Raw genomic sequence first — 19,075 nt, 5'->3', positions numbered from 1 at the left:
TTCACCTGACGCGCACGCAAGCGGTGCGGCCTGATGCTTCGCACCTTGGTTACGCCCTGTACGGGCTGCACCAAGGCAGATCGGAAAAATTTGGCCTTGGGGCGATCTTCCAACTTCCCTCGTGGGTCGGCAAGTTTCTGTCAGGCTACTTCGCCGTCTTCGACGGCGGTCTATCAGAGCGGCCTTAGCCGCTCTGGACGATTTACTGGCCCCATTCAATTGTTCGTTGTAGGTGATATTTGCCGGGCTTAACTGGGAGCGCAATTTAGATTATTTATCAGGAGATAAAATCGTAGTGAACAAGCGAATTCTAGCTGTGTTTTTTCTATTAACTTCGGCGAGCAGCGACGCTAACTACTGGGAGTCGTTTGGAGACTGGCGAGTCAAAGTGTTCCACGATGATATGGATACCGTTACACAGATCGAAGTTAGAACTGACTTCAAAGATACCCCGAAGCCAGGGTCTCCCATTTCCCCCGAAAACTGACCTAACCATCGGATTCACCATTTTCGGTGGTCGACTCGTGACGCTGAGCCCTTCCGTTGGATTTCTCGGTGATATGTACTGGCCATCATGTGACTATGACCTGAGTAGTGTGTCGGTGGACGGAAATAAGGCTATTCCACTCACTCCTGTTGAGGATCCAGGCTCATGTAATAAGGTCGCGAAAAATGGCGAAGCCTTACGGCAAATGATGAGTGGAAATGTGGCTAGGATGCGGGTTGGTTACACAAATGGGACGGTGTCCCTAAAGGTTTCAAGGAAGCGTGGAAGAAGGCCTTAAAGCTAAAGTCGATGATGAGTGTGATCGCCCAGATTAGACATCGTTGATCTATATCTTGTTGCTCGGGTAACCGGAGGTACGAATAACGCCGCTTATGTTCAAAAGCCCCCTACACTCAAGCCGAGCGTGGGGTTTTTTTTTGTGGGCACGGATACCACATCCCCCCACACTGGTACTCCAGAACCCCATACTGTGGTTTTACGCACTGGGGGCCACTGACTCGGATAAGGACACCCCTGCCATGCCGTTACCCGTCACGCCGTCTTATGAGCGCCGTTTGCGCGACCTGCGCACGCTGTCCCCGGACACTGGCGCACTGCTTGAGCGCATCGCCCTGGAGCTGCAGCCGCAAGTGCTGGCCACCTCGATTGAGGCGTTGGAGGCGCAATTATTGGATCACCTGCAGGAAGTGGCTGAGCAGCAGACGCGCTGTGTAACTCGATTCTGGGACTGGTTAAACGCCGTGGTCGCCGCCGGAGCGCTGACCCCACCACAGGCGGCAGCGTTTGCCTGCGAAGCCGCCACCTTGGGCGGCCCGTCCGGAGTGGTGCCCGAATGAGCGGCCGTTACGGTAACGGCAGCGACCCGTTAGCCGCGATCAGTACGTCGCCTGAAGTGCTGGCCACACTGCGCCGTCGAATGACTGCCATCCAGCTCGCCGCCGACACCCTGCAGGTGCATCTGGCCAGCGAGCGGGCGCAAGGTTTTGTTGAGATGCTGGAAGAGCTCAAGGTGCTTAAGCCGGCCGAGATTGAAAGCCTGTACCTGATCATTGATGACGCCGCTCAGGCGCGCGTCACGGCGTTGCTGCTGTGATCGGGGACGGGATTCACGAAGACGCGCTACAGTACCTGGTGCAACAGAACGCGGTCAGGGAGTTTGTCGTGGGCCGCGATGTCAGTCGATTGAAATGGACTTTTTCGGTACGCCTCGGCGGCGACCTCGCAAGGTGATCCCGGTGCGCTCACGGCGCGAAGTGATCCGTACCTGGGCCAGCCTAACGGCGGTGGGTCGCTTTGCCGAAGGGCTCGGCGTGCGAGGCTTTGCGGTGGAACTGTGAGCTTTCGCGCCCGCGAAACTGGCCACGGCTTTTAGTTATCGAGAGCGTCGAGCAAATTTGCCCAAGTAGGGGCTTCCCCGGCTTCGCGTTGTGAGGCAATGCAGGTTTAGGCTCGGGTTTATGCTCGATCAGCCGAAGTGATTGTTGCAGCTCTTGTATCTCTGCACGCAGCAATCGAACCTCTTCAACCAACGAGTGTAGGGCTGGGTGTAAGGCGTCCATTTCAGGTGTAGGGGAAGTGTAGGGCGAGGGTGTCGGGTCAGTGTAGGGCGGTGTAGGGTGATCCCCTGTGGTTTGCCATAAACGCGGATCATTTCTGATAGGTCGATAACCTTTTGCCCTTTACCGTCTAGGCCAGCAGTTACGCGGCCTTTAGACACGGCCTCATGACGTTGTTGAATGGTGTAAACCGTAGAGTTTTGCCATGTGGCCGATGGTTAATTTTGCCATGTAGGGCAGTGTCGGGTTCTGTCTGTAGGGTGCCCTACAGTCTACTGCTATTTATGTACTTAACCGATCATTCCCTAACGCGGTCCGGTGGACCTTGTTGGCTACCGTGCTGGTAGGCAGCACAGCTGCCAGACCCACACGGCAGCTTGTGAAAGACACAGGGTTTGCGCTGGGCGAGCAAACGCAATATCTTTGGGTAATAGCTTAAGCCGGCCGAGATTGAAAGCCTGTACCTGATCATTGATGACGCCGCTCAGGCGCGCGTCACGGCGTTGTTCTGATGGGGACGGGATTCACGAAGACGCGCTACAGCACCTGGTGCAACAGAACGCGGTCAGGGAGTTTGTCGTGGGCCGCGATGTCAGTCGATTGAAATGGACTTTTTCGGTACGCCTGGGCGGGCCGCGCTCAAGGCTGATCCCGGTGCGCTCACGGCGCGAAGTGATCCGTACCTGGGCCAGCCTAACGGCGGTGGGTCGCTTTGCCGAAGGGCTCGGCGTGCGAGGCTTTGCGGTGGAACTGTGAAGTTTCGCGCCGGAAACTGGCCACGGCTTTTAGTTATCGAGAGCGTCGAGCAAATTTGCCCAAGTAGGGGCTTCCCTGGCTTCGCGTTGTGAGGCAATGCAGGTTTAGGCTCGGGTTTATGCTCGATCAGCCGAAGTGATTGTTGCAGCTCTTGTATCTCTGCACGCAGCAATCGAACCTCTCAACCAACGAGTGTAGGGCTGGGTGTAAGGCGTCCATTTCAGGTGTAGGGGAAGTGTAGGGCGAGGGTGTCGGTAAGTGTAGGGCGGTGTAGGGTGATCCCCTGTGGTTCGCCATAAACGCGGATCATTTCTGATAGGTCGATAACCTTTTGCCCTTTACCGTCTAGGCCAGCAGTTACGCGGCCTTTAGACACGGCCTCATGCAATGTTGAACGGTGTAAACCGTAGAGTTTTGCCATGCGGCCAATGGTTAATTTTGCCATGTAGGGCAGTGTCGGGTTCTGTCTGTAGGGTGCCCTACAGTCTACTGCTATTTATGAGACTTAACCGATCATTCCCTAACGCGGTCCGGTGGACCTTGTTGGCTACCGTGCTGGTAGGCAGCACAGCTGCCAGACCCACACGGCAGCTTGTGAAAGACACAGGGTTTGCGCTGGGCGAGCAAACGCAATATCTTTGGGTAATAGATACATAGCATTAAAACGAAAAAACCCTGCCAAGGCAGGGTTTCGTAGGGGCCAGCGGCGACGGCAATCGCTCTGCGCCAGGAGACCGGGGAATGTTTTGCTTTTCCGTGGGGACGGAACCTCGTAAGCCAATTCTGTCGGGAAAACTCCCGTCTGTCCAGCTTCCAGCCTCCCCCGACACCTCTTCCCGACGCTTGGAATCAAGATGCTTTGGGCCCGGGAAGTAATAGCTGCCGATCAAGGGGATCTCTTCACGGCAGCCGGTATAGCCGGTTACGGGTTCATACCGCAAGGGCGAGAAGGCAATGGCAGGGCAGCGTAAAAACCCAACCACGGGCGCTGTCACTGTCCTAAAACCCACCAACCGCCAGACGCCGAAGAGGGCAGGGGGCGCAGTGGTAAACGATCCCCGAAAGTCTGGAACGCCTGTTGGGAGTGGGAGCCGGGTGATCGCACCTGGAACGGGATGGCCGCTGCGTGGAGTCATGCGAGACGCTTTTTTTAAAAGCCGATCGTAGGGGCTCCCACGCCAGTGGGAGCCATCAAGACGTCGCGTAGCCATCATTATTGCCGCCAGTGGGCGGCCTTAGACTGGCGTCAGCCATCATTGCTCGTGCTCTTGTCTCTCAGGGTTATTACCCGCTTTGGATCTTTCCCAGCGAGTGGGGGTCCCCCTTTAGGGGGTCGAGCTGGTGAGCGCGTAGCGCGAATGCTCTTGGCTTTTTGCCCTTTTGTACCTTTTCACCTTTATACCTCTCCTATTGGCGTTCTATTGCTGAAGCAATAGCCAACGCGATAGAACGACCAATAGAACGCCACATAGATAATCCAAGACAAAAGCAGAGCAACAGCGCGCCATCCCTACGGTCTGTCGTGGCCGCCCTGCGGGACGCCCAAACCTTCCGGGGGAGCGCCCCGTCAGGCTTTCAGGGTTCCGACTCGCTGCGCGAGCCTCCACCCTCTTTCCTCCCCTGCGCCCTGAACGGGCTTGTCTCGAAAATTCACCCGCGTGCGCGCCCGGCAAAGCCGGACCAACCTGCATTCTGCTATTGCGCGACGTCTCGTTGCGGTCCCTTGTCCCTTTCTTGACTGCTACATCGCGAATCCAGGTTGGTCCGGTTTCACCTGACGCGCACGCAAGCGTGTGCGGCCTGATGCTTCGCACCTTGGTTACGCCCTGTACGGGCTGCACCAAGGCAGATCGGAAAAATTTGGCCTTGGGGCCATTTTTCCTAACTCCCCTCGTGGGCTCGGGGAGTTTCTGTCAGGCTACTTCGCCGTCTTCGACGGCGGTCTATCAGAGCGGCCTTAGCCGCTCTGGACGATTTACTGGCCCCATTCAATTGTTCGTTGTAGGTGATATTTGCCGGGCTTAACTGGGAGCGCAATTTAGATTATTTATCAGGAGATAAAATCGTAGTGAACAAGCGAATTCTAGCTGTGTTTTTTCTATTAACTTCGGCGAACAGCTACGCTGACGACTGGGAGTCGTTTGGAGACTGGCGAGTCAAAGTGTTCCACGATGATATGGATACCGTTACACAGATCGGAGTTAGAACTGACTTCAAAGATACCCCGAAGCCAGGGTCTCCATTTCCCCCGAAAACTGACCTAACCATCGGATTCACCATTTTCGGTGGTCGACTCGTGACGCTGAGCCCTTCCGTTGGATTTCTCGGTGATATGTACTGGCCATCATGTGACTATGACCTGAGTAGTGTGTCGGTGGACGGAAATAAGGCTATTCCACTCACTCCTGTTGAGGATCCAGGCTCATGTAATAAGGTCGCGAAAAATGGCGAAGCCTTACGGCAAATGATGAGTGGAAATGTGGCTAGGATGCGGGTTGGTTACACAAATGGGACGGTGTCCCTGAAAGGTTTCAAGGAAGCGTGGAAGAAGGCCTTAAAGCTAAGTCGATGATGAGTGTGATCGCCCAAATTAGACATCGTTGATCTATATCTTGTCTCGCTTGGGTAACCGGAGGTACGAATAACGCCGCTTATGTTCAAAAGCCCCCTACACTCAAGCCGAGCGTGGGGTTTTTTTTTGTGGGCACGGATACCACATCCCCCCACACTGGTACTCCAGAACCCCATACTGTGGTTTTACGCACTGGGGGCCACTGACTCGGATAAGGACACCCCTGCCATGCCGTTACCCGTCACGCCGTCTTATGAGCGCCGTTTGCGCGACCTGCGCACGCTGTCCCCGGACACTGGCGCACTGCTTGAGCGCATCGCCCTGGAGCTGCAGCCGCAAGTGCTGGCCACCTCGATTGAGGCGTTGGAGGCGCAATTATTGGATCACCTGCAGGAAGTGGCTGAGCAGCAGACGCGCTGTGTAACTCGATTCTGGGACTGGTTAAACGCCGTGGTCGCCGCCGGAGCGCTGACCCCACCACAGGCGGCAGCGTTTGCCTGCGAAGCCGCCACCTTGGGCGGCCCGTCCGGAGTGGTGCCCGAATGAGCGGCCGTTACGGTAACGGCAGCGACCCGTTAGCCGCGATCAGTACGTCGCCTGAAGTGCTGGCCACACTGCGCCGTCGAATGACTGCCATCGAGCTCGCCGCCGACACCCTGCAGGTGCATCTGGCCAGCGAGCGGGCGCAAGGTTTTGTTGAGATGCTGGAAGAGCTCAAGGTGCTTAAGCCGGCCGAGATTGAAAGCCTGTACCTGATCATTGATGACGCCGCTCAGGCGCGCGTCACGGCGTTGCTGCTGTGATCGGGGACGGGATTCACGAAGACGCGCTACAGCACCTGGTGCAACAGAACGCGGTCAGGGAGTTTGTCGTGGGCCGCGATGTCAGTCGATTGAAATGGACTTTTTCGGTACGCCTCGGCGGGCCGCACTCAAGGCTGATCCCGGTGCGCTCACGGCGCGAAGTGATCCGTACCTGGGCCAGCCTAACGGCGGTGGGTCGCTTTGCCGAAGGGCTCGGCGTGCGAGGCTTTGCGGTGGAACTGTGAAGTTTCGCGCCCGCGAAACTGGCCACGGCTTTTAGTTATCGAGAGCGTCGAGCAAATTTGCCCAAGTAGGGGCTTCCCCTGGCTTCGCGTTGTGAGGCAATGCAGGTTTAGGCTCGGGTTTATGCTCGATCAGCCGAAGTGATTGTTGCAGCTCTTGTATCTCTGCACGCAGCAATCGAACCTCTTCAACCAACGAGTGTAGGGCTGGGTGTAAGGCGTCCATTTCAGGTGTAGGGGAAGTGTAGGGCGAGGGTGTCGGGTCAAGTGTAGGGCGGTGTAGGGTGATCCCCTGTGGTTCGCCATAAACGCGGATCATTTCTGATAGGTCGATAACCTTTTGCCCTTTACCGTCTAGGCCAGCAGTTACGCGGCCTTTAGACACGGCCTCATGCAATGTTGAACGGTGTAAACCGTAGAGTTTTGCCATGCGGCCGATGGTTAATTTTGCCATGTAGGGCAGTGTCGGGTTCTGTCTGTAGGGTGCCCTACAGTCTACTGCTATTTATGAGACTTAACCGATCATTCCCTAACGCGGTCCGGTGGACCTTGTTGGCTACCGTGCTGGTAGGCAGCACAGCTGCCAGACCCACACGGCAGCTTGTGAAAGACACAGGGTTTGCGCTGGGCGAGCAAACGCAATATCTTTGGGTAATAGATACATAGCATTAAAACGAAAAAACCCTGCCAAGGCAGGGTTTCATTCGGGCCAGCGGCGACGGCAATCGCTCTGGCCAAGGTCTCGGGGAATCTCTGCTTTTCGGTGCGGGGAACGAGACCTGGTAAGCCAATTCTGTCGGGAAAACTCCCGTCTGTCCAGCTTCCAGCCTCCCCCGACACCTCTTCCCGACGCTTGGAATCAAGATGCTTTGGGCCCGGGAAGTAATAGCTGCCGATCAAGGGGATCTCTTCACGGCAGCCGGTATAGCCGGTTAGGTGCGACCCGCAAGGGCGAGAAGGCAATGGCAGGGCAGCGTAAAAACCCAACCACGGGCGCTGTCACTGTCCTAAAACCCACCAACCGCCAGACGCCGAAGAGGGCAGGGGGCGCAGTGGTAAACAATCCCCGAAAGTCTGGAACGCCTGTTGGGAGTGGGAGCCGGGTGATCGCACCTGGAACAAAATCCTCACTGCGTGGAGTCATGCGAGACGCTTTTTTTAAAAGCCGATCGTAGGGGCTCCCACGCCAGTGGGAGCCATCAAGAGCGTCGCGTAGCCATCATTATTGCCGCCAGTGGGCGGCCTTAGACTGGCGTCAGCCATCATTGCTCGTGCTCTTGTCTCTCAGGGTTATTACCCGCTTTGGATCTTTCCCAGCGAGTGGGGGTCCCCCTTTAGGGGGTCGAGCTGGTGAGCGCGTAGCGCGAATGCTCTTGGCTTTTTGCCCTTTTGTACCTTTTCACCTTTATACCTCTCCTATTGGCGTTCTATTGCTGAAGCAATAGCCAACGCAATAGAACGACCAATAGAACGCCACATAGATAATCCAAGACAAAAGCAGAGCAACAGCGCGCCATCCCTACGGTCTGTCGTGGCCGCCCTGCGGGACGCCCAAACCTTCCGGGGGAGCGCCCCGTCAGGCTTTCAGGGTTCCGACTCGCTGCGCGAGCCTCCACCCTCTTTCCTCCCCTGCGCCCTGAACGGGCTTGTCTCGAAAATTCACCCGCGTGCGCGCCCGGCAAAGCCGGACCAACCTGCATTCTGCTATTGCGCGACGTCTCGTTGCGGTCCCTTGTCCCTTTCTTGACTGCTACATCGCGAATCCAGGTTGGTCCGGTTTCACCTGACGCGCACGCAAGCGGTGCGGCCTGATGCTTCGCACCTTGGTTACGCCCTGTACGGGCTGCACCAAGGCAGATCGGAAAAATTTGGCCTTGGGGCCATTTTTCCTAACTCCCCTCGTGGGCTCGGGGAGTTTCTGTCAGGCTACTTCGCCGTCTTCGACGGCGGTCTATCAGAGCGGCCTTAGCCGCTCTGGACGATTTACTGGCCCCATTCAATTGTTCGTTGTAGGTGATATTTGCCGGGCTTAACTGGGAGCGCAATTTAGATTATTTATCAGGAGATAAAATCGTAGTGAACAAGCGAATTCTAGCTGTGTTTTTTCTATTAACTTCGGCGAACAGCTACGCTGACGACTGGGAGTCGTTTGGAGACTGGCGAGTCAAAGTGTTCCACGATGATATGGATACCGTTACACAGATCGGAGTTAGAACTGACTTCAAAGATACCCCGAAGCCAGGGTCTCCATTTCCCCCGAAAACTGACCTAACCATCGGATTCACCATTTTCGGTGGTCGACTCGTGACGCTGAGCCCTTCCGTTGGATTTCTCGGTGATATGTACTGGCCATCATGTGACTATGACCTGAGTAGTGTGTCGGTGGACGGAAATAAGGCTATTCCACTCACTCCTGTTGAGGATCCAGGCTCATGTAATAAGGTCGCGAAAAATGGCGAAGCCTTACGGCAAATGATGAGTGGAAATGTGGCTAGGATGCGGGTTGGTTACACAAATGGGACGGTGTCCCTGAAAGGTTTCAAGGAAGCGTGGAAGAAGGCCTTAAAGCTAAGTCGATGATGAGTGTGATCGCCCAAATTAGACATCGTTGATCTATATCTTGTCTCGCTTGGGTAACCGGAGGTACGAATAACGCCGCTTATGTTCAAAAGCCCCCTACACTCAAGCCGAGCGTGGGGTTTTTTTTTGTGGGCACGGATACCACATCCCCCCACACTGGTACTCCAGAACCCCATACTGTGGTTTTACGCACTGGGGGCCACTGACTCGGATAAGGACACCCCTGCCATGCCGTTACCCGTCACGCCGTCTTATGAGCGCCGTTTGCGCGACCTGCGCACGCTGTCCCCGGACACTGGCGCACTGCTTGAGCGCATCGCCCTGGAGCTGCAGCCGCAAGTGCTGGCCACCTCGATTGAGGCGTTGGAGGCGCAATTATTGGATCACCTGCAGGAAGTGGCTGAGCAGCAGACGCGCTGTGTAACTCGATTCTGGGACTGGTTAAACGCCGTGGTCGCCGCCGGAGCGCTGACCCCACCACAGGCGGCAGCGTTTGCCTGCGAAGCCGCCACCTTGGGCGGCCCGTCCGGAGTGGTGCCCGAATGAGCGGCCGTTACGGTAACGGCAGCGACCCGTTAGCCGCGATCAGTACGTCGCCTGAAGTGCTGGCCACACTGCGCCGTCGAATGACTGCCATCGAGCTCGCCGCCGACACCCTGCAGGTGCATCTGGCCAGCGAGCGGGCGCAAGGTTTTGTTGAGATGCTGGAAGAGCTCAAGGTGCTTAAGCCGGCCGAGATTGAAAGCCTGTACCTGATCATTGATGACGCCGCTCAGGCGCGCGTCACGGCGTTGCTGCTGTGATCGGGGACGGGATTCACGAAGACGCGCTACAGCACCTGGTGCAACAGAACGCGGTCAGGGAGTTTGTCGTGGGCCGCGATGTCAGTCGATTGAAATGGACTTTTTCGGTACGCCTCGGCGGGCCGCACTCAAGGCTGATCCCGGTGCGCTCACGGCGCGAAGTGATCCGTACCTGGGCCAGCCTAACGGCGGTGGGTCGCTTTGCCGAAGGGCTCGGCGTGCGAGGCTTTGCGGTGGAACTGTGAAGTTTCGCGCCCGCGAAACTGGCCACGGCTTTTAGTTATCGAGAGCGTCGAGCAAATTTGCCCAAGTAGGGGCTTCCCCTGGCTTCGCGTTGTGAGGCAATGCAGGTTTAGGCTCGGGTTTATGCTCGATCAGCCGAAGTGATTGTTGCAGCTCTTGTATCTCTGCACGCAGCAATCGAACCTCTTCAACCAACGAGTGTAGGGCTGGGTGTAAGGCGTCCATTTCAGGTGTAGGGGAAGTGTAGGGCGAGGGTGTCGGGTCAAGTGTAGGGCGGTGTAGGGTGATCCCCTGTGGTTCGCCATAAACGCGGATCATTTCTGATAGGTCGATAACCTTTTGCCCTTTACCGTCTAGGCCAGCAGTTACGCGGCCTTTAGACACGGCCTCATGCAATGTTGAACGGTGTAAACCGTAGAGTTTTGCCATGCGGCCGATGGTTAATTTTGCCATGTAGGGCAGTGTCGGGTTCTGTCTGTAGGGTGCCCTACAGTCTACTGCTATTTATGAGACTTAACCGATCATTCCCTAACGCGGTCCGGTGGACCTTGTTGGCTACCGTGCTGGTAGGCAGCACAGCTGCCAGACCCACACGGCAGCTTGTGAAAGACACAGGGTTTGCGCTGGGCGAGCAAACGCAATATCTTTGGGTAATAGATACATAGCATTAAAACGAAAAAACCCTGCCAAGGCAGGGTTTCATTCGGGCCAGCGGCGACGGCAATCGCTCTGGCCAAGGTCTCGGGGAATCTCTGCTTTTCGGTGCGGGGAACGAGACCTGGTAAGCCAATTCTGTCGGGAAAACTCCCGTCTGTCCAGCTTCCAGCCTCCCCCGACACCTCTTCCCGACGCTTGGAATCAAGATGCTTTGGGCCGGAAGTGATAGGGTCATTAAAGGAATATCTTCACGGCAGCCGGGTATAGCCGGTTAGGTGCGACCCGCAAGGGCGAGAAGGCAATGGCAGGGCAGCGTAAAAACCCAACCACGGGCGCTGTCACTGTCCTAAAACCCACCAACCGCCAGACGCCGAAGAGGGCAGGGGGCGCAGTGGTAAACAATCCCCGAAAGTCTGGAACGCCTGTTGGGAGTGGGAGCCGGTGATCGCACCTGGAACGATCCTGCCGACTGCGTGGAGTCATGCGAGACGCTTTTTTTAAAAGCCGATCGTAGGGGCTCCCACGCCAGTGGGGAGCCATCAGAGCGTCGCGTAGCCATTATCGCCGCCAGTGGGCGGCCTCAGACTGGCGTCAGCCATCATTGCTCAGTGCTCTTGTCTCTCAGGGTTATTACCCGCTTTGGATCTTTCCCAGCGAGTGGGGGTCCCCCTCACGGGGGTCGAGCTGGTGAGCGCGTAGCGCGAATGCTCTTGGCTTTTTGCCCTTTTTGTACCTTTTCACCTTTATCCTCTCCTATTGGCGTTCTATTGCTGAAGCAATAGCCAACGCAATAAACGACCAATAGAACGCCACATAGATAATCCAAGACAAAAGCAGAGCAACAGCGCGCCATCCCTACGGTCTGTCGTGGCCGCCCTGCGGGACGCCCAAACCTTGGGGGAGCGCCCCGTCAGGCTTTCGGGTTCGACTCGCTGCGCAGCCTCCACCCTCTTTCCTCCCCTGCGCCCTGAACGGGCTTGTCTCGAAAATTCACCCGCGTGCGCGCTCGGCAAAGCCGGACCAACCTGCATTCTGCTATTGCGCGACGTCTCGTTGCGGTCCCTTGTTTCCCTTCTTGACTGCTACATCGCGAATCCAGGTTGGTCCGGTTTCACCTGACGCGCACGCAAGCAGTAGCCTGATGCTTCGCACCTTGGTTACGCCCTGTACGGGCTGCACCAAGGCAGATCGGAAAAATTTGGCCTTGGGGCCATTTTTCCTAACTCCCCCTCGTGGGCTCGGGGAGTTTCTGCAGGCTACTTCGCCGTCTTCGACGGCGGTCTATCAGAGCGGCCTTAGCCGCTCTGGACATACTGGCCCGATTCAATTGTTCGTTGTAGGTGATATTTGCCGGGCTTGACTGGGAGCGCAATTTAGATTATTTATCAGGAGATAAAATCGTAGTGAACAAGCGAATTCTAGCTGTGTTTTTTCTATTAACTTCGGCGAACAGCTACGCTGACGACTGGGAGTCGTTTGGAGACTGGCGAGTCAAAGTGTTCCACGATGATATGGATACCGTTACACAGATCGGAGTTAGAAGTGACTTCAAAGATACCCCGAAGCCAGGGTCTCCATTTCCCCCGAAAACTGACCTAACCATCGGATTCACCATTTTGGGTGGTCGACTCGTGACGCTGAGCCCTTCCGTTGGATTTCTCGGTGATATGTACTGGCCATCATGTGACTATGACCTGGTAGTGTGTCGGTGGACGGAAATAAGGCTATTCCACTCACTCCTGTTGAGGTCCAGGTCATGTAATAAGGTCGCGAAAATCGCGAAGCCTTACGGCAAATGATGAGTGGAAATGTGGCTAGGATGCGGGTTGGTTACACAAATGGGACGGTGTGCCTGAAAGGTTTCAAGGAAGCGTGGAAGAAGGCCTTAAAGCTAAGTCGATGATGAGTGTGATGGCCCAAATTAGACATCGTTGATCATATCTTGTCTCGCTTGGGTAACCGGAGGTACGAATAACGCCGCTTATGTTCAAAAGCCCCCTACACTCAAGCCGAGCGTGGGGTTTTTTTTTGTGGGCACGGATACCATGTCCCCACACTCGTACTCCAGAACCCCATACTGTGGTTTTACGCACTGGGGGCCACTGACTCGGATAAGGACACCCCTGCCATGCCGTTACCCGTCACGCCGTCTTATGAGCGCCGTTTGCGCGACCTGCGCACGCTGTCCCCGGACACTGGCGCACTGCTTGAGCGCATCGCCCTGGAGCTGCAGCCGCAAGTGCTGGCCACCTCGGATTGAGGCGTTGGAGGCGCAATTATTGGATCACCTGCAGGAAGTGGCTGAGCAGCAGACGCGCTGTGTAACTCGATTCTGGGACTGGTTAAACGCCGTGGTCGCCGCCGGAGCGCTGACCCCACCACAGCGGCAGCGTTGCCTGCGAAGCCGCCACCTTGGGCAGCCATCCGGAGTGGTGCCCGAATGAGCGGCCGTTACGGTAACGGCAGCGACCCGTTAGCCGCGATCAGTACGTCGCCTGAAGTGCTGGCCACACTGCGCCGTCGAATGACTGCCATCGAGCTGGCCGGCGACACCCTGCAGGTGCATCTGGCCAGCGGACGACAGCAAGGTTTTGTTGAGATGCTGGAAGAGCTCAAGGTCCTTAAGCCGGCCGAGATTGAAAGCCTGTACCTGATCATTGGTGACCCGCCGGCTCAGGCGCGCGTCACGGCGTTGTTGCTGTGATCGGGGACGGGATTCACGAAGACGCGCTACAGCACCTGGTGCAACAGAACGCCGTAGGGAGTTTGTGCGTGGGCCGCGATGTCAGTCGATTGAAATGGACTTTTTCGGTACGCCTCGGCGGGCCGCACTCAAGGCTGATCCAGGTGCGCTCACGGCGCGAAGTGATGCGTACCTGGGCCAGCCTAACCGGCGGTGGGTCGCTTTGCCGAAGGGCTCGGCGTGCGAGGCTTTGCGGTGGAACTGTTGGAGAGTCTAGCGCCCGCGAAACTGGCCACGGCTTTTCAGTTATCGAGAGCGTCGAGCCGATTTGCCCCAGTAGTGGGCTTCCCTCTGGCTTCGCGTTGTGAGGCAATGCAGGTTTAGGCTCGGGTTTATGCTCGATCAGCCGAAGTGATTGTTGCAGCTCTTCTTGTATCTCTGCACGCAGCAATCGAACCTCTTCAACCGACAGTGTCGGGCTGGGTGTAAGGCGTCCATTTCAGGTGTAGGGGAAGTGTAGGGCGAGGGTGTCAGGTGTCAAGTGTAGGGCGGTGTAGGGTGATCCCCTGTGGTTCGCCATAAACGCGGATCAGTTCTTGATAGGTCGATAACCTTTTGCCCTTTACCGTCTAGGCCAGCAGTTACGCGGCCTCGACACGGCCTCATGCAATGTTGAACGGTGTAAACCGTAGAGTTTTGCCATGCGGCCGATGGTTAATTTTGCCATGTAGGGCAGTGTCGGGTTCTGTCTGTAGGGTGCCCTACAGTCTACTGCTATTTATGAGACTTAACCGATCATTCCCTAACGCGGTCCGGTGGACCTTGTTGGCTACCGTGCTGGTAGGCAGCACAGCTGCCAGACCCACACGGCAGCTTGTGAAAGACACAGGGTTTGCGCTGGGCGAGCAAACGCAATCTGTTGGGTAATAGATACATAGCATTAAAACGAAAAAACCCTGCCAAGGCAGGGTTTCGTTGGGCCAGCGGCGACGGCAATCGCTCTGGCCAAGGTCTGGGGAATCTCTGCTTTTCGGTGCGGGGAACAGACCTGGTAAGCCAATTCTGTCGGGAAAACTCCCGTCTGTCCAGCTTCCAGCCTCCCCCGACACCTCTTCCCGACGCTCGAAATCAAGATGCTTTCGAGCCGGGAAGTAATAGCTGCCGATCAAGGGGATCTCTTCACGGCAGCCGGTATAGCCGGTTAGGTGCGACCCGCAAGGGCGAGAAGGCAATGGCAGGGCAGCGTAAAAACCCAACCACGGGCGCTGTCACTGTCCTAAAACCCACCAACCGCCAGACGCCGAAGAGGGCAGGGGGCGCAGTGGTAAACAATCCCCGAAAGTCTGGAACGCCTGTTGGGAGTGGGAGCCGGGTGATCGCACCTGGAACAAAATCCTCACTGCGTGGAGTCATGCGAGACGCTTTTTTTAAAAGCCGATCGTAGGGGCTCCCACGCCAGTGGGAGCCATCAAGAGCGTCGCGTAGCCATCATTATTGCCGCCAGTGGGCGGCCTTAGACTGGCGTCAGCCATCATTGCTCGTGCTCTTGTCTCTCAGGGTTATTACCCGCTTTGGATCTTTCCCAGCGAGTGGGGGTCCCCCTTTAGGGGGTCGAGCTGGTGAGCGCGTAGCGCGAATGCTCTTGGCTTTTTGCCCTTTTGTACCTTTTCACCTTTATACCTCTCCTATTGGCGTTCTATTGCTGAAGCAATAGCCAACGCAATAGAACGACCAATAGAACGCCACATAGATAATCCAAGACAAAAGCAGAGCAACAGCGCGCCATCCCTACGGTCTGTCGTGGCCGCCCTGCGGGACGCCCAAACCTTCCGGGGGAGCGCCCCGTCAGGCTTTCAGGGTTCCGACTCGCTGCGCGAGCCTCCACCCTCTTTCCTCCCCTGCGCCCTGAACGGGCTTGTCTCGAAAATTCACCCGCGTGCGCGCCCGGCAAAGCCGGACCAACCTGCATTCTGCTATTGCGCGACGTCTCGTTGCGGTCCCTTGTCCCTTTCTTGACTGCTACATCGCGAATCCAGGTTGGTCCGGTTTCACCTGACGCGCACGCAAGCGGTGCGGCCTGATGCTTCGCACCTTGGTTACGCCCTGTACGGGCTGCACCAAGGCAGATCGGAAAAATTTGGCCTTGGGGCCATTTTTCCTAACTCCCCTCGTGGGCTCGGGGAGTTTCTGTCAGGCTACTTCGCCGTCTTCGACGGCGGTCTATCAGAGCGGCCTTAGCCGCTCTGGACGATTTACTGGCCCCATTCAATTGTTCGTTGTAGGTGATATTTGCCGGGCTTAACTGGGAGCGCAATTTAGATTATTTATCAGGAGATAAAATCGTAGTGAACAAGCGAATTCTAGCTGTGTTTTTTCTATTAACTTCGGCGAACAGCTACGCTGACGACTGGGAGTCGTTTGGAGACTGGCGAGTCAAAGTGTTCCACGATGATATGGATACCGTTACACAGATCGGAGTTAGAACTGACTTCAAAGATACCCCGAAGCCAGGGTCTCCATTTCCCCCGAAAACTGACCTAACCATCGGATTCACCATTTTCGGTGGTCGACTCGTGACGCTGAGCCCTTCCGTTGGATTTCTCGGTGATATGTACTGGCCATCATGTGACTATGACCTGAGTAGTGTGTCGGTGGACGGAAATAAGGCTATTCCACTCACTCCTGTTGAGGATCCAGGCTCATGTAATAAGGTCGCGAAAAATGGCGAAGCCTTACGGCAAATGATGAGTGGAAATGTGGCTAGGATGCGGGTTGGTTACACAAATGGGACGGTGTCCCTGAAAGGTTTCAAGGAAGCGTGGAAGAAGGCCTTAAAGCTAAGTCGATGATGAGTGTGATCGCCCAAATTAGACATCGTTGATCTATATCTTGTCTCGCTTGGGTAACCGGAGGTACGAATAACGCCGCTTATGTTCAAAAGCCCCCTACACTCAAGCCGAGCGTGGGGTTTTTTTTTGTGGGCACGGATACCACATCCCCCCACACTGGTACTCCAGAACCCCATACTGTGGTTTTACGCACTGGGGGCCACTGACTCGGATAAGGACACCCCTGCCATGCCGTTACCCGTCACGCCGTCTTATGAGCGCCGTTTGCGCGACCTGCGCACGCTGTCCCCGGACACTGGCGCACTGCTTGAGCGCATCGCCCTGGAGCTGCAGCCGCAAGTGCTGGCCACCTCGATTGAGGCGTTGGAGGCGCAATTATTGGATCACCTGCAGGAAGTGGCTGAGCAGCAGACGCGCTGTGTAACTCGATTCTGGGACTGGTTAAACGCCGTGGTCGCCGCCGGAGCGCTGACCCCACCACAGGCGGCAGCGTTTGCCTGCGAAGCCGCCACCTTGGGCGGCCCGTCCGGAGTGGTGCCCGAATGAGCGGCCGTTACGGTAACGGCAGCGACCCGTTAGCCGCGATCAGTACGTCGCCTGAAGTGCTGGCCACACTGCGCCGTCGAATGACTGCCATCGAGCTCGCCGCCGACACCCTGCAGGTGCATCTGGCCAGCGAGCGGGCGCAAGGTTTTGTTGAGATGCTGGAAGAGCTCAAGGTGCTTAAGCCGGCCGAGATTGAAAGCCTGTACCTGATCATTGATGACGCCGCTCAGGCGCGCGTCACGGCGTTGCTGCTGTGATCGGGGACGGGATTCACGAAGACGCGCTACAGCACCTGGTGCAACAGAACGCGGTCAGGGAGTTTGTCGTGGGCCGCGATGTCAGTCGATTGAAATGGACTTTTTCGGTACGCCTCGGCGGGCCGCACTCAAGGCTGATCCCGGTGCGCTCACGGCGCGAAGTGATCCGTACCTGGGCCAGCCTAACGGCGGTGGGTCGCTTTGCCGAAGGGCTCGGCGTGCGAGGCTTTGCGGTGGAACTGTGAAGTTTCGCGCCCGCGAAACTGGCCACGGCTTTTAGTTATCGAGAGCGTCGAGCAAATTTGCCCAAGTAGGGGCTTCCCCTGGCTTCGCGTTGTGAGGCAATGCAGGTTTAGGCTCGGGTTTATGCTCGATCAGCCGAAGTGATTGTTGCAGCTCTTGTATCTCTGCACGCAGCAATCGAACCTCTTCAACCAACGAGTGTAGGGCTGGGTGTAAGGCGTCCATTTCAGGTGTAGGGGAAGTGTAGGGCGAGGGTGTCGGGTCAAGTGTAGGGCGGTGTAGGGTGATCCCCTGTGGTTCGCCATAAACGCGGATCATTTCTGATAGGTCGATAACCTTTTGCCCTTTACCGTCTAGGCCAGCAGTTACGCGGCCTTTAGACACGGCCTCATGCAATGTTGAACGGTGTAAACCGTAGAGTTTTGCCATGCGGCCGATGGTTAATTTTGCCATGTAGGGCAGTGTCGGGTTCTGTCTGTAGGGTGCCCTACAGTCTACTGCTATTTATGAGACTTAACCGATCATTCCCTAACGCGGTCCGGTGGACCTTGTTGGCTACCGTGCTGGTAGGCAGCACAGCTGCCAGACCCACACGGCAGCTTGTGAAAGACACAGGGTTTGCGCTGGGCGAGCAAACGCAATATCTTTGGGTAATAGATACATAGCATTAAAACGAAAAAACCCTGCCAAGGCAGGGTTTCATTCGGGCCAGCGGCGACGGCAATCGCTCTGGCCAAGGTCTCGGGGAATCTCTGCTTTTCGGTGCGGGGAACGAGACCTGGTAAGCCAATTCTGTCGGGAAAACTCCCGTCTGTCCAGCTTCCAGCCTCCCCCGACACCTCTTCCCGACGCTTGGAATCAAGATGCTTTGGGCCCGGGAAGTAATAGCTGCCGATCAAGGGGATCTCTTCACGGCAGCCGGTATAGCCGGTTAGGTGCGACCCGCAAGGGCGAGAAGGCAATGGCAGGGCAGCGTAAAAACCCAACCACGGGCGCTGTCACTGTCCTAAAACCCACCAACCGCCAGACGCCGAAGAGGGCAGGGGGCGCAGTGGTAAACAATCCCCGAAAGTCTGGAACGCCTGTTGGGAGTGGGAGCCGGGTGATCGCACCTGGAACAAAATCCTCACTGCGTGGAGTCATGCGAGACGCTTTTTTTAAAAGCCGATCGTAGGGGCTCCCACGCCAGTGGGAGCCATCAAGAGCGTCGCGTAGCCATCATTATTGCCGCCAGTGGGCGGCCTTAGACTGGCGTCAGCCATCATTGCTCGTGCTCTTGTCTCTCAGGGTTATTACCCGCTTTGGATCTTTCCCAGCGAGTGGGGGTCCCCCTTTAGGGGGTCGAGCTGGTGAGCGCGTAGCGCGAATGCTCTTGGCTTTTTGCCCTTTTGTACCTTTTCACCTTTATACCTCTCCTATTGGCGTTCTATTGCTGAAGCAATAGCCAACGCAATAGAACGACCAATAGAACGCCACATAGATAATCCAAGACAAAAGCAGAGCAACAGCGCGCCATCCCTACGGTCTGTCGTGGCCGCCCTGCGGGACGCCCAAACCTTCCGGGGGAGCGCCCCGTCAGGCTTTCAGGGTTCCGACTCGCTGCGCGAGCCTCCACCCTCTTTCCTCCCCTGCGCCCTGAACGGGCTTGTCTCGAAAATTCACCCGCGTGCGCGCCCGGCAAAGCCGGACCAACCTGCATTCTGCTATTGCGCGACGTCTCGTTGCGGTCCCTTGTCCCTTTCTTGACTGCTACATCGCGAATCCAGGTTGGTCCGGT

20 protein-coding genes and 1 pseudogene are annotated in these 19,075 nt (G+C 56.6%); 18 read left to right on the top strand and 3 right to left on the bottom strand.

The window, feature by feature from the left end:
- Nucleotides 1-1,026: 1,026 nt before the first annotated feature.
- From V6L81_RS00110 to V6L81_RS00075, 8 genes and pseudogenes are all read left to right on the top strand, one after another.
- Complete coding sequence (locus V6L81_RS00110) at nt 1,027-1,344, top strand: hypothetical protein (RefSeq protein WP_095026061.1); 318 nt, start codon at nt 1,027-1,029, stop codon at nt 1,342-1,344.
- Nucleotides 1,341-1,601, top strand: a complete 261-nt coding sequence (locus V6L81_RS00105) for a hypothetical protein (protein WP_338661098.1) — start codon at nt 1,341-1,343, stop codon at nt 1,599-1,601. Before V6L81_RS00110 ends, V6L81_RS00105 begins: the two co-directional genes overlap by 4 nt.
- Nucleotides 1,598-1,845, top strand: a pseudogene (locus V6L81_RS00100) (hypothetical protein). Before V6L81_RS00105 ends, V6L81_RS00100 begins: the two are co-directional and overlap by 4 nt.
- Before the next feature lie 693 nt (nt 1,846-2,538).
- A complete protein-coding gene (locus tag V6L81_RS00095; RefSeq protein WP_338661097.1) occupies nt 2,539-2,820 on the top strand; it encodes a hypothetical protein in 282 nt (93 codons plus the stop codon).
- Between the two features lie 2,068 nt (nt 2,821-4,888).
- Nucleotides 4,889-5,392, top strand: a complete 504-nt coding sequence (locus V6L81_RS00090) for a hypothetical protein (RefSeq protein ID WP_106117522.1) — start codon at nt 4,889-4,891, stop codon at nt 5,390-5,392.
- A gap of 228 nt (nt 5,393-5,620) precedes the next feature.
- Complete coding sequence (locus V6L81_RS00085; RefSeq protein WP_095026061.1) at nt 5,621-5,938, top strand: hypothetical protein; 318 nt, start codon at nt 5,621-5,623, stop codon at nt 5,936-5,938.
- Nucleotides 5,935-6,195, top strand: coding sequence for a hypothetical protein (locus V6L81_RS00080; RefSeq protein ID WP_095031318.1), 261 nt, complete (start codon nt 5,935-5,937; stop codon nt 6,193-6,195). Before V6L81_RS00085 ends, V6L81_RS00080 begins: the two co-directional genes overlap by 4 nt.
- Entirely contained in the window at nt 6,192-6,440 is a 249-nt protein-coding gene (locus V6L81_RS00075) for a hypothetical protein (protein ID WP_146388026.1), read from the top strand. The genes V6L81_RS00080 and V6L81_RS00075 overlap by 4 nt, the downstream gene beginning before the upstream one ends.
- A 31-nt stretch (nt 6,441-6,471) precedes the next feature.
- Here V6L81_RS00075 and V6L81_RS00070 read toward each other — a convergent pair whose 3' ends face one another.
- Complete coding sequence (locus tag V6L81_RS00070) at nt 6,472-6,891, bottom strand: hypothetical protein (RefSeq protein WP_073510845.1); 420 nt, start codon at nt 6,889-6,891, stop codon at nt 6,472-6,474.
- A gap of 1,622 nt (nt 6,892-8,513) precedes the next feature.
- On the opposite strand from V6L81_RS00070, the gene V6L81_RS00065 reads away from it, so the two are divergent.
- From V6L81_RS00065 to V6L81_RS00050, 4 genes are all read left to right on the top strand, one after another.
- Nucleotides 8,514-9,017: a hypothetical protein gene (locus V6L81_RS00065; RefSeq protein ID WP_106117522.1), complete on the top strand. Its 504-nt coding sequence runs from the start codon at nt 8,514-8,516 to the stop codon at nt 9,015-9,017.
- A gap of 228 nt (nt 9,018-9,245) precedes the next feature.
- Nucleotides 9,246-9,563, top strand: a complete 318-nt coding sequence (locus V6L81_RS00060; protein WP_095026061.1) for a hypothetical protein — start codon at nt 9,246-9,248, stop codon at nt 9,561-9,563.
- Complete coding sequence (locus tag V6L81_RS00055; RefSeq protein ID WP_095031318.1) at nt 9,560-9,820, top strand: hypothetical protein; 261 nt, start codon at nt 9,560-9,562, stop codon at nt 9,818-9,820. Before V6L81_RS00060 ends, V6L81_RS00055 begins: the two co-directional genes overlap by 4 nt.
- A complete protein-coding gene (locus tag V6L81_RS00050; RefSeq protein WP_146388026.1) occupies nt 9,817-10,065 on the top strand; it encodes a hypothetical protein in 249 nt (82 codons plus the stop codon). Before V6L81_RS00055 ends, V6L81_RS00050 begins: the two co-directional genes overlap by 4 nt.
- Before the next feature lie 31 nt (nt 10,066-10,096).
- Here the strand turns inward: V6L81_RS00050 and V6L81_RS00045 are convergent, their stop codons facing one another.
- Complete coding sequence (locus V6L81_RS00045; protein ID WP_073510845.1) at nt 10,097-10,516, bottom strand: hypothetical protein; 420 nt, start codon at nt 10,514-10,516, stop codon at nt 10,097-10,099.
- Between the two features lie 2,332 nt (nt 10,517-12,848).
- On the opposite strand from V6L81_RS00045, the gene V6L81_RS00040 reads away from it, so the two are divergent.
- The 6 genes from V6L81_RS00040 to V6L81_RS00010 all read left to right on the top strand — a co-directional run bounded on the left by V6L81_RS00040 (nt 12,849) and on the right by V6L81_RS00010 (nt 17,300).
- Complete coding sequence (locus tag V6L81_RS00040; protein WP_338661100.1) at nt 12,849-12,980, top strand: hypothetical protein; 132 nt, start codon at nt 12,849-12,851, stop codon at nt 12,978-12,980.
- Nucleotides 12,981-13,160: 180 nt separating this feature from the next.
- Nucleotides 13,161-13,424, top strand: a complete 264-nt coding sequence (locus tag V6L81_RS00035) for a hypothetical protein (protein WP_338661099.1) — start codon at nt 13,161-13,163, stop codon at nt 13,422-13,424.
- Nucleotides 13,425-15,748: 2,324 nt separating this feature from the next.
- Complete coding sequence (locus tag V6L81_RS00025; protein ID WP_106117522.1) at nt 15,749-16,252, top strand: hypothetical protein; 504 nt, start codon at nt 15,749-15,751, stop codon at nt 16,250-16,252.
- Between the two features lie 228 nt (nt 16,253-16,480).
- Nucleotides 16,481-16,798: a hypothetical protein gene (locus V6L81_RS00020; RefSeq protein ID WP_095026061.1), complete on the top strand. Its 318-nt coding sequence runs from the start codon at nt 16,481-16,483 to the stop codon at nt 16,796-16,798.
- On the top strand, nt 16,795-17,055 hold the full coding sequence (locus tag V6L81_RS00015) for a hypothetical protein (protein ID WP_095031318.1): 261 nt from the start codon (nt 16,795-16,797) through the stop codon (nt 17,053-17,055). The genes V6L81_RS00020 and V6L81_RS00015 overlap by 4 nt, the downstream gene beginning before the upstream one ends.
- Nucleotides 17,052-17,300 carry a hypothetical protein gene (locus V6L81_RS00010; RefSeq protein ID WP_146388026.1) on the top strand — a complete coding sequence of 83 codons (249 nt, stop codon included), beginning with the start codon at nt 17,052-17,054 and terminating at the stop codon, nt 17,298-17,300. Before V6L81_RS00015 ends, V6L81_RS00010 begins: the two co-directional genes overlap by 4 nt.
- Nucleotides 17,301-17,331: 31 nt before the next feature.
- Here the strand turns inward: V6L81_RS00010 and V6L81_RS00005 are convergent, their stop codons facing one another.
- Nucleotides 17,332-17,751, bottom strand: a complete 420-nt coding sequence (locus V6L81_RS00005; protein ID WP_073510845.1) for a hypothetical protein — start codon at nt 17,749-17,751, stop codon at nt 17,332-17,334.
- Between the last annotated feature and the right edge of the window lie 1,324 nt (nt 17,752-19,075).

The sequence above is a fragment of the Pseudomonas bubulae genome, assembly GCF_037023725.1.
GTDB classification, from domain to species: domain Bacteria; phylum Pseudomonadota; class Gammaproteobacteria; order Pseudomonadales; family Pseudomonadaceae; genus Aquipseudomonas; species Aquipseudomonas bubulae.
Note: the sequence above shows the minus strand (reverse complement) of the source record. Positions and strands in the feature narration are given on the sequence as shown.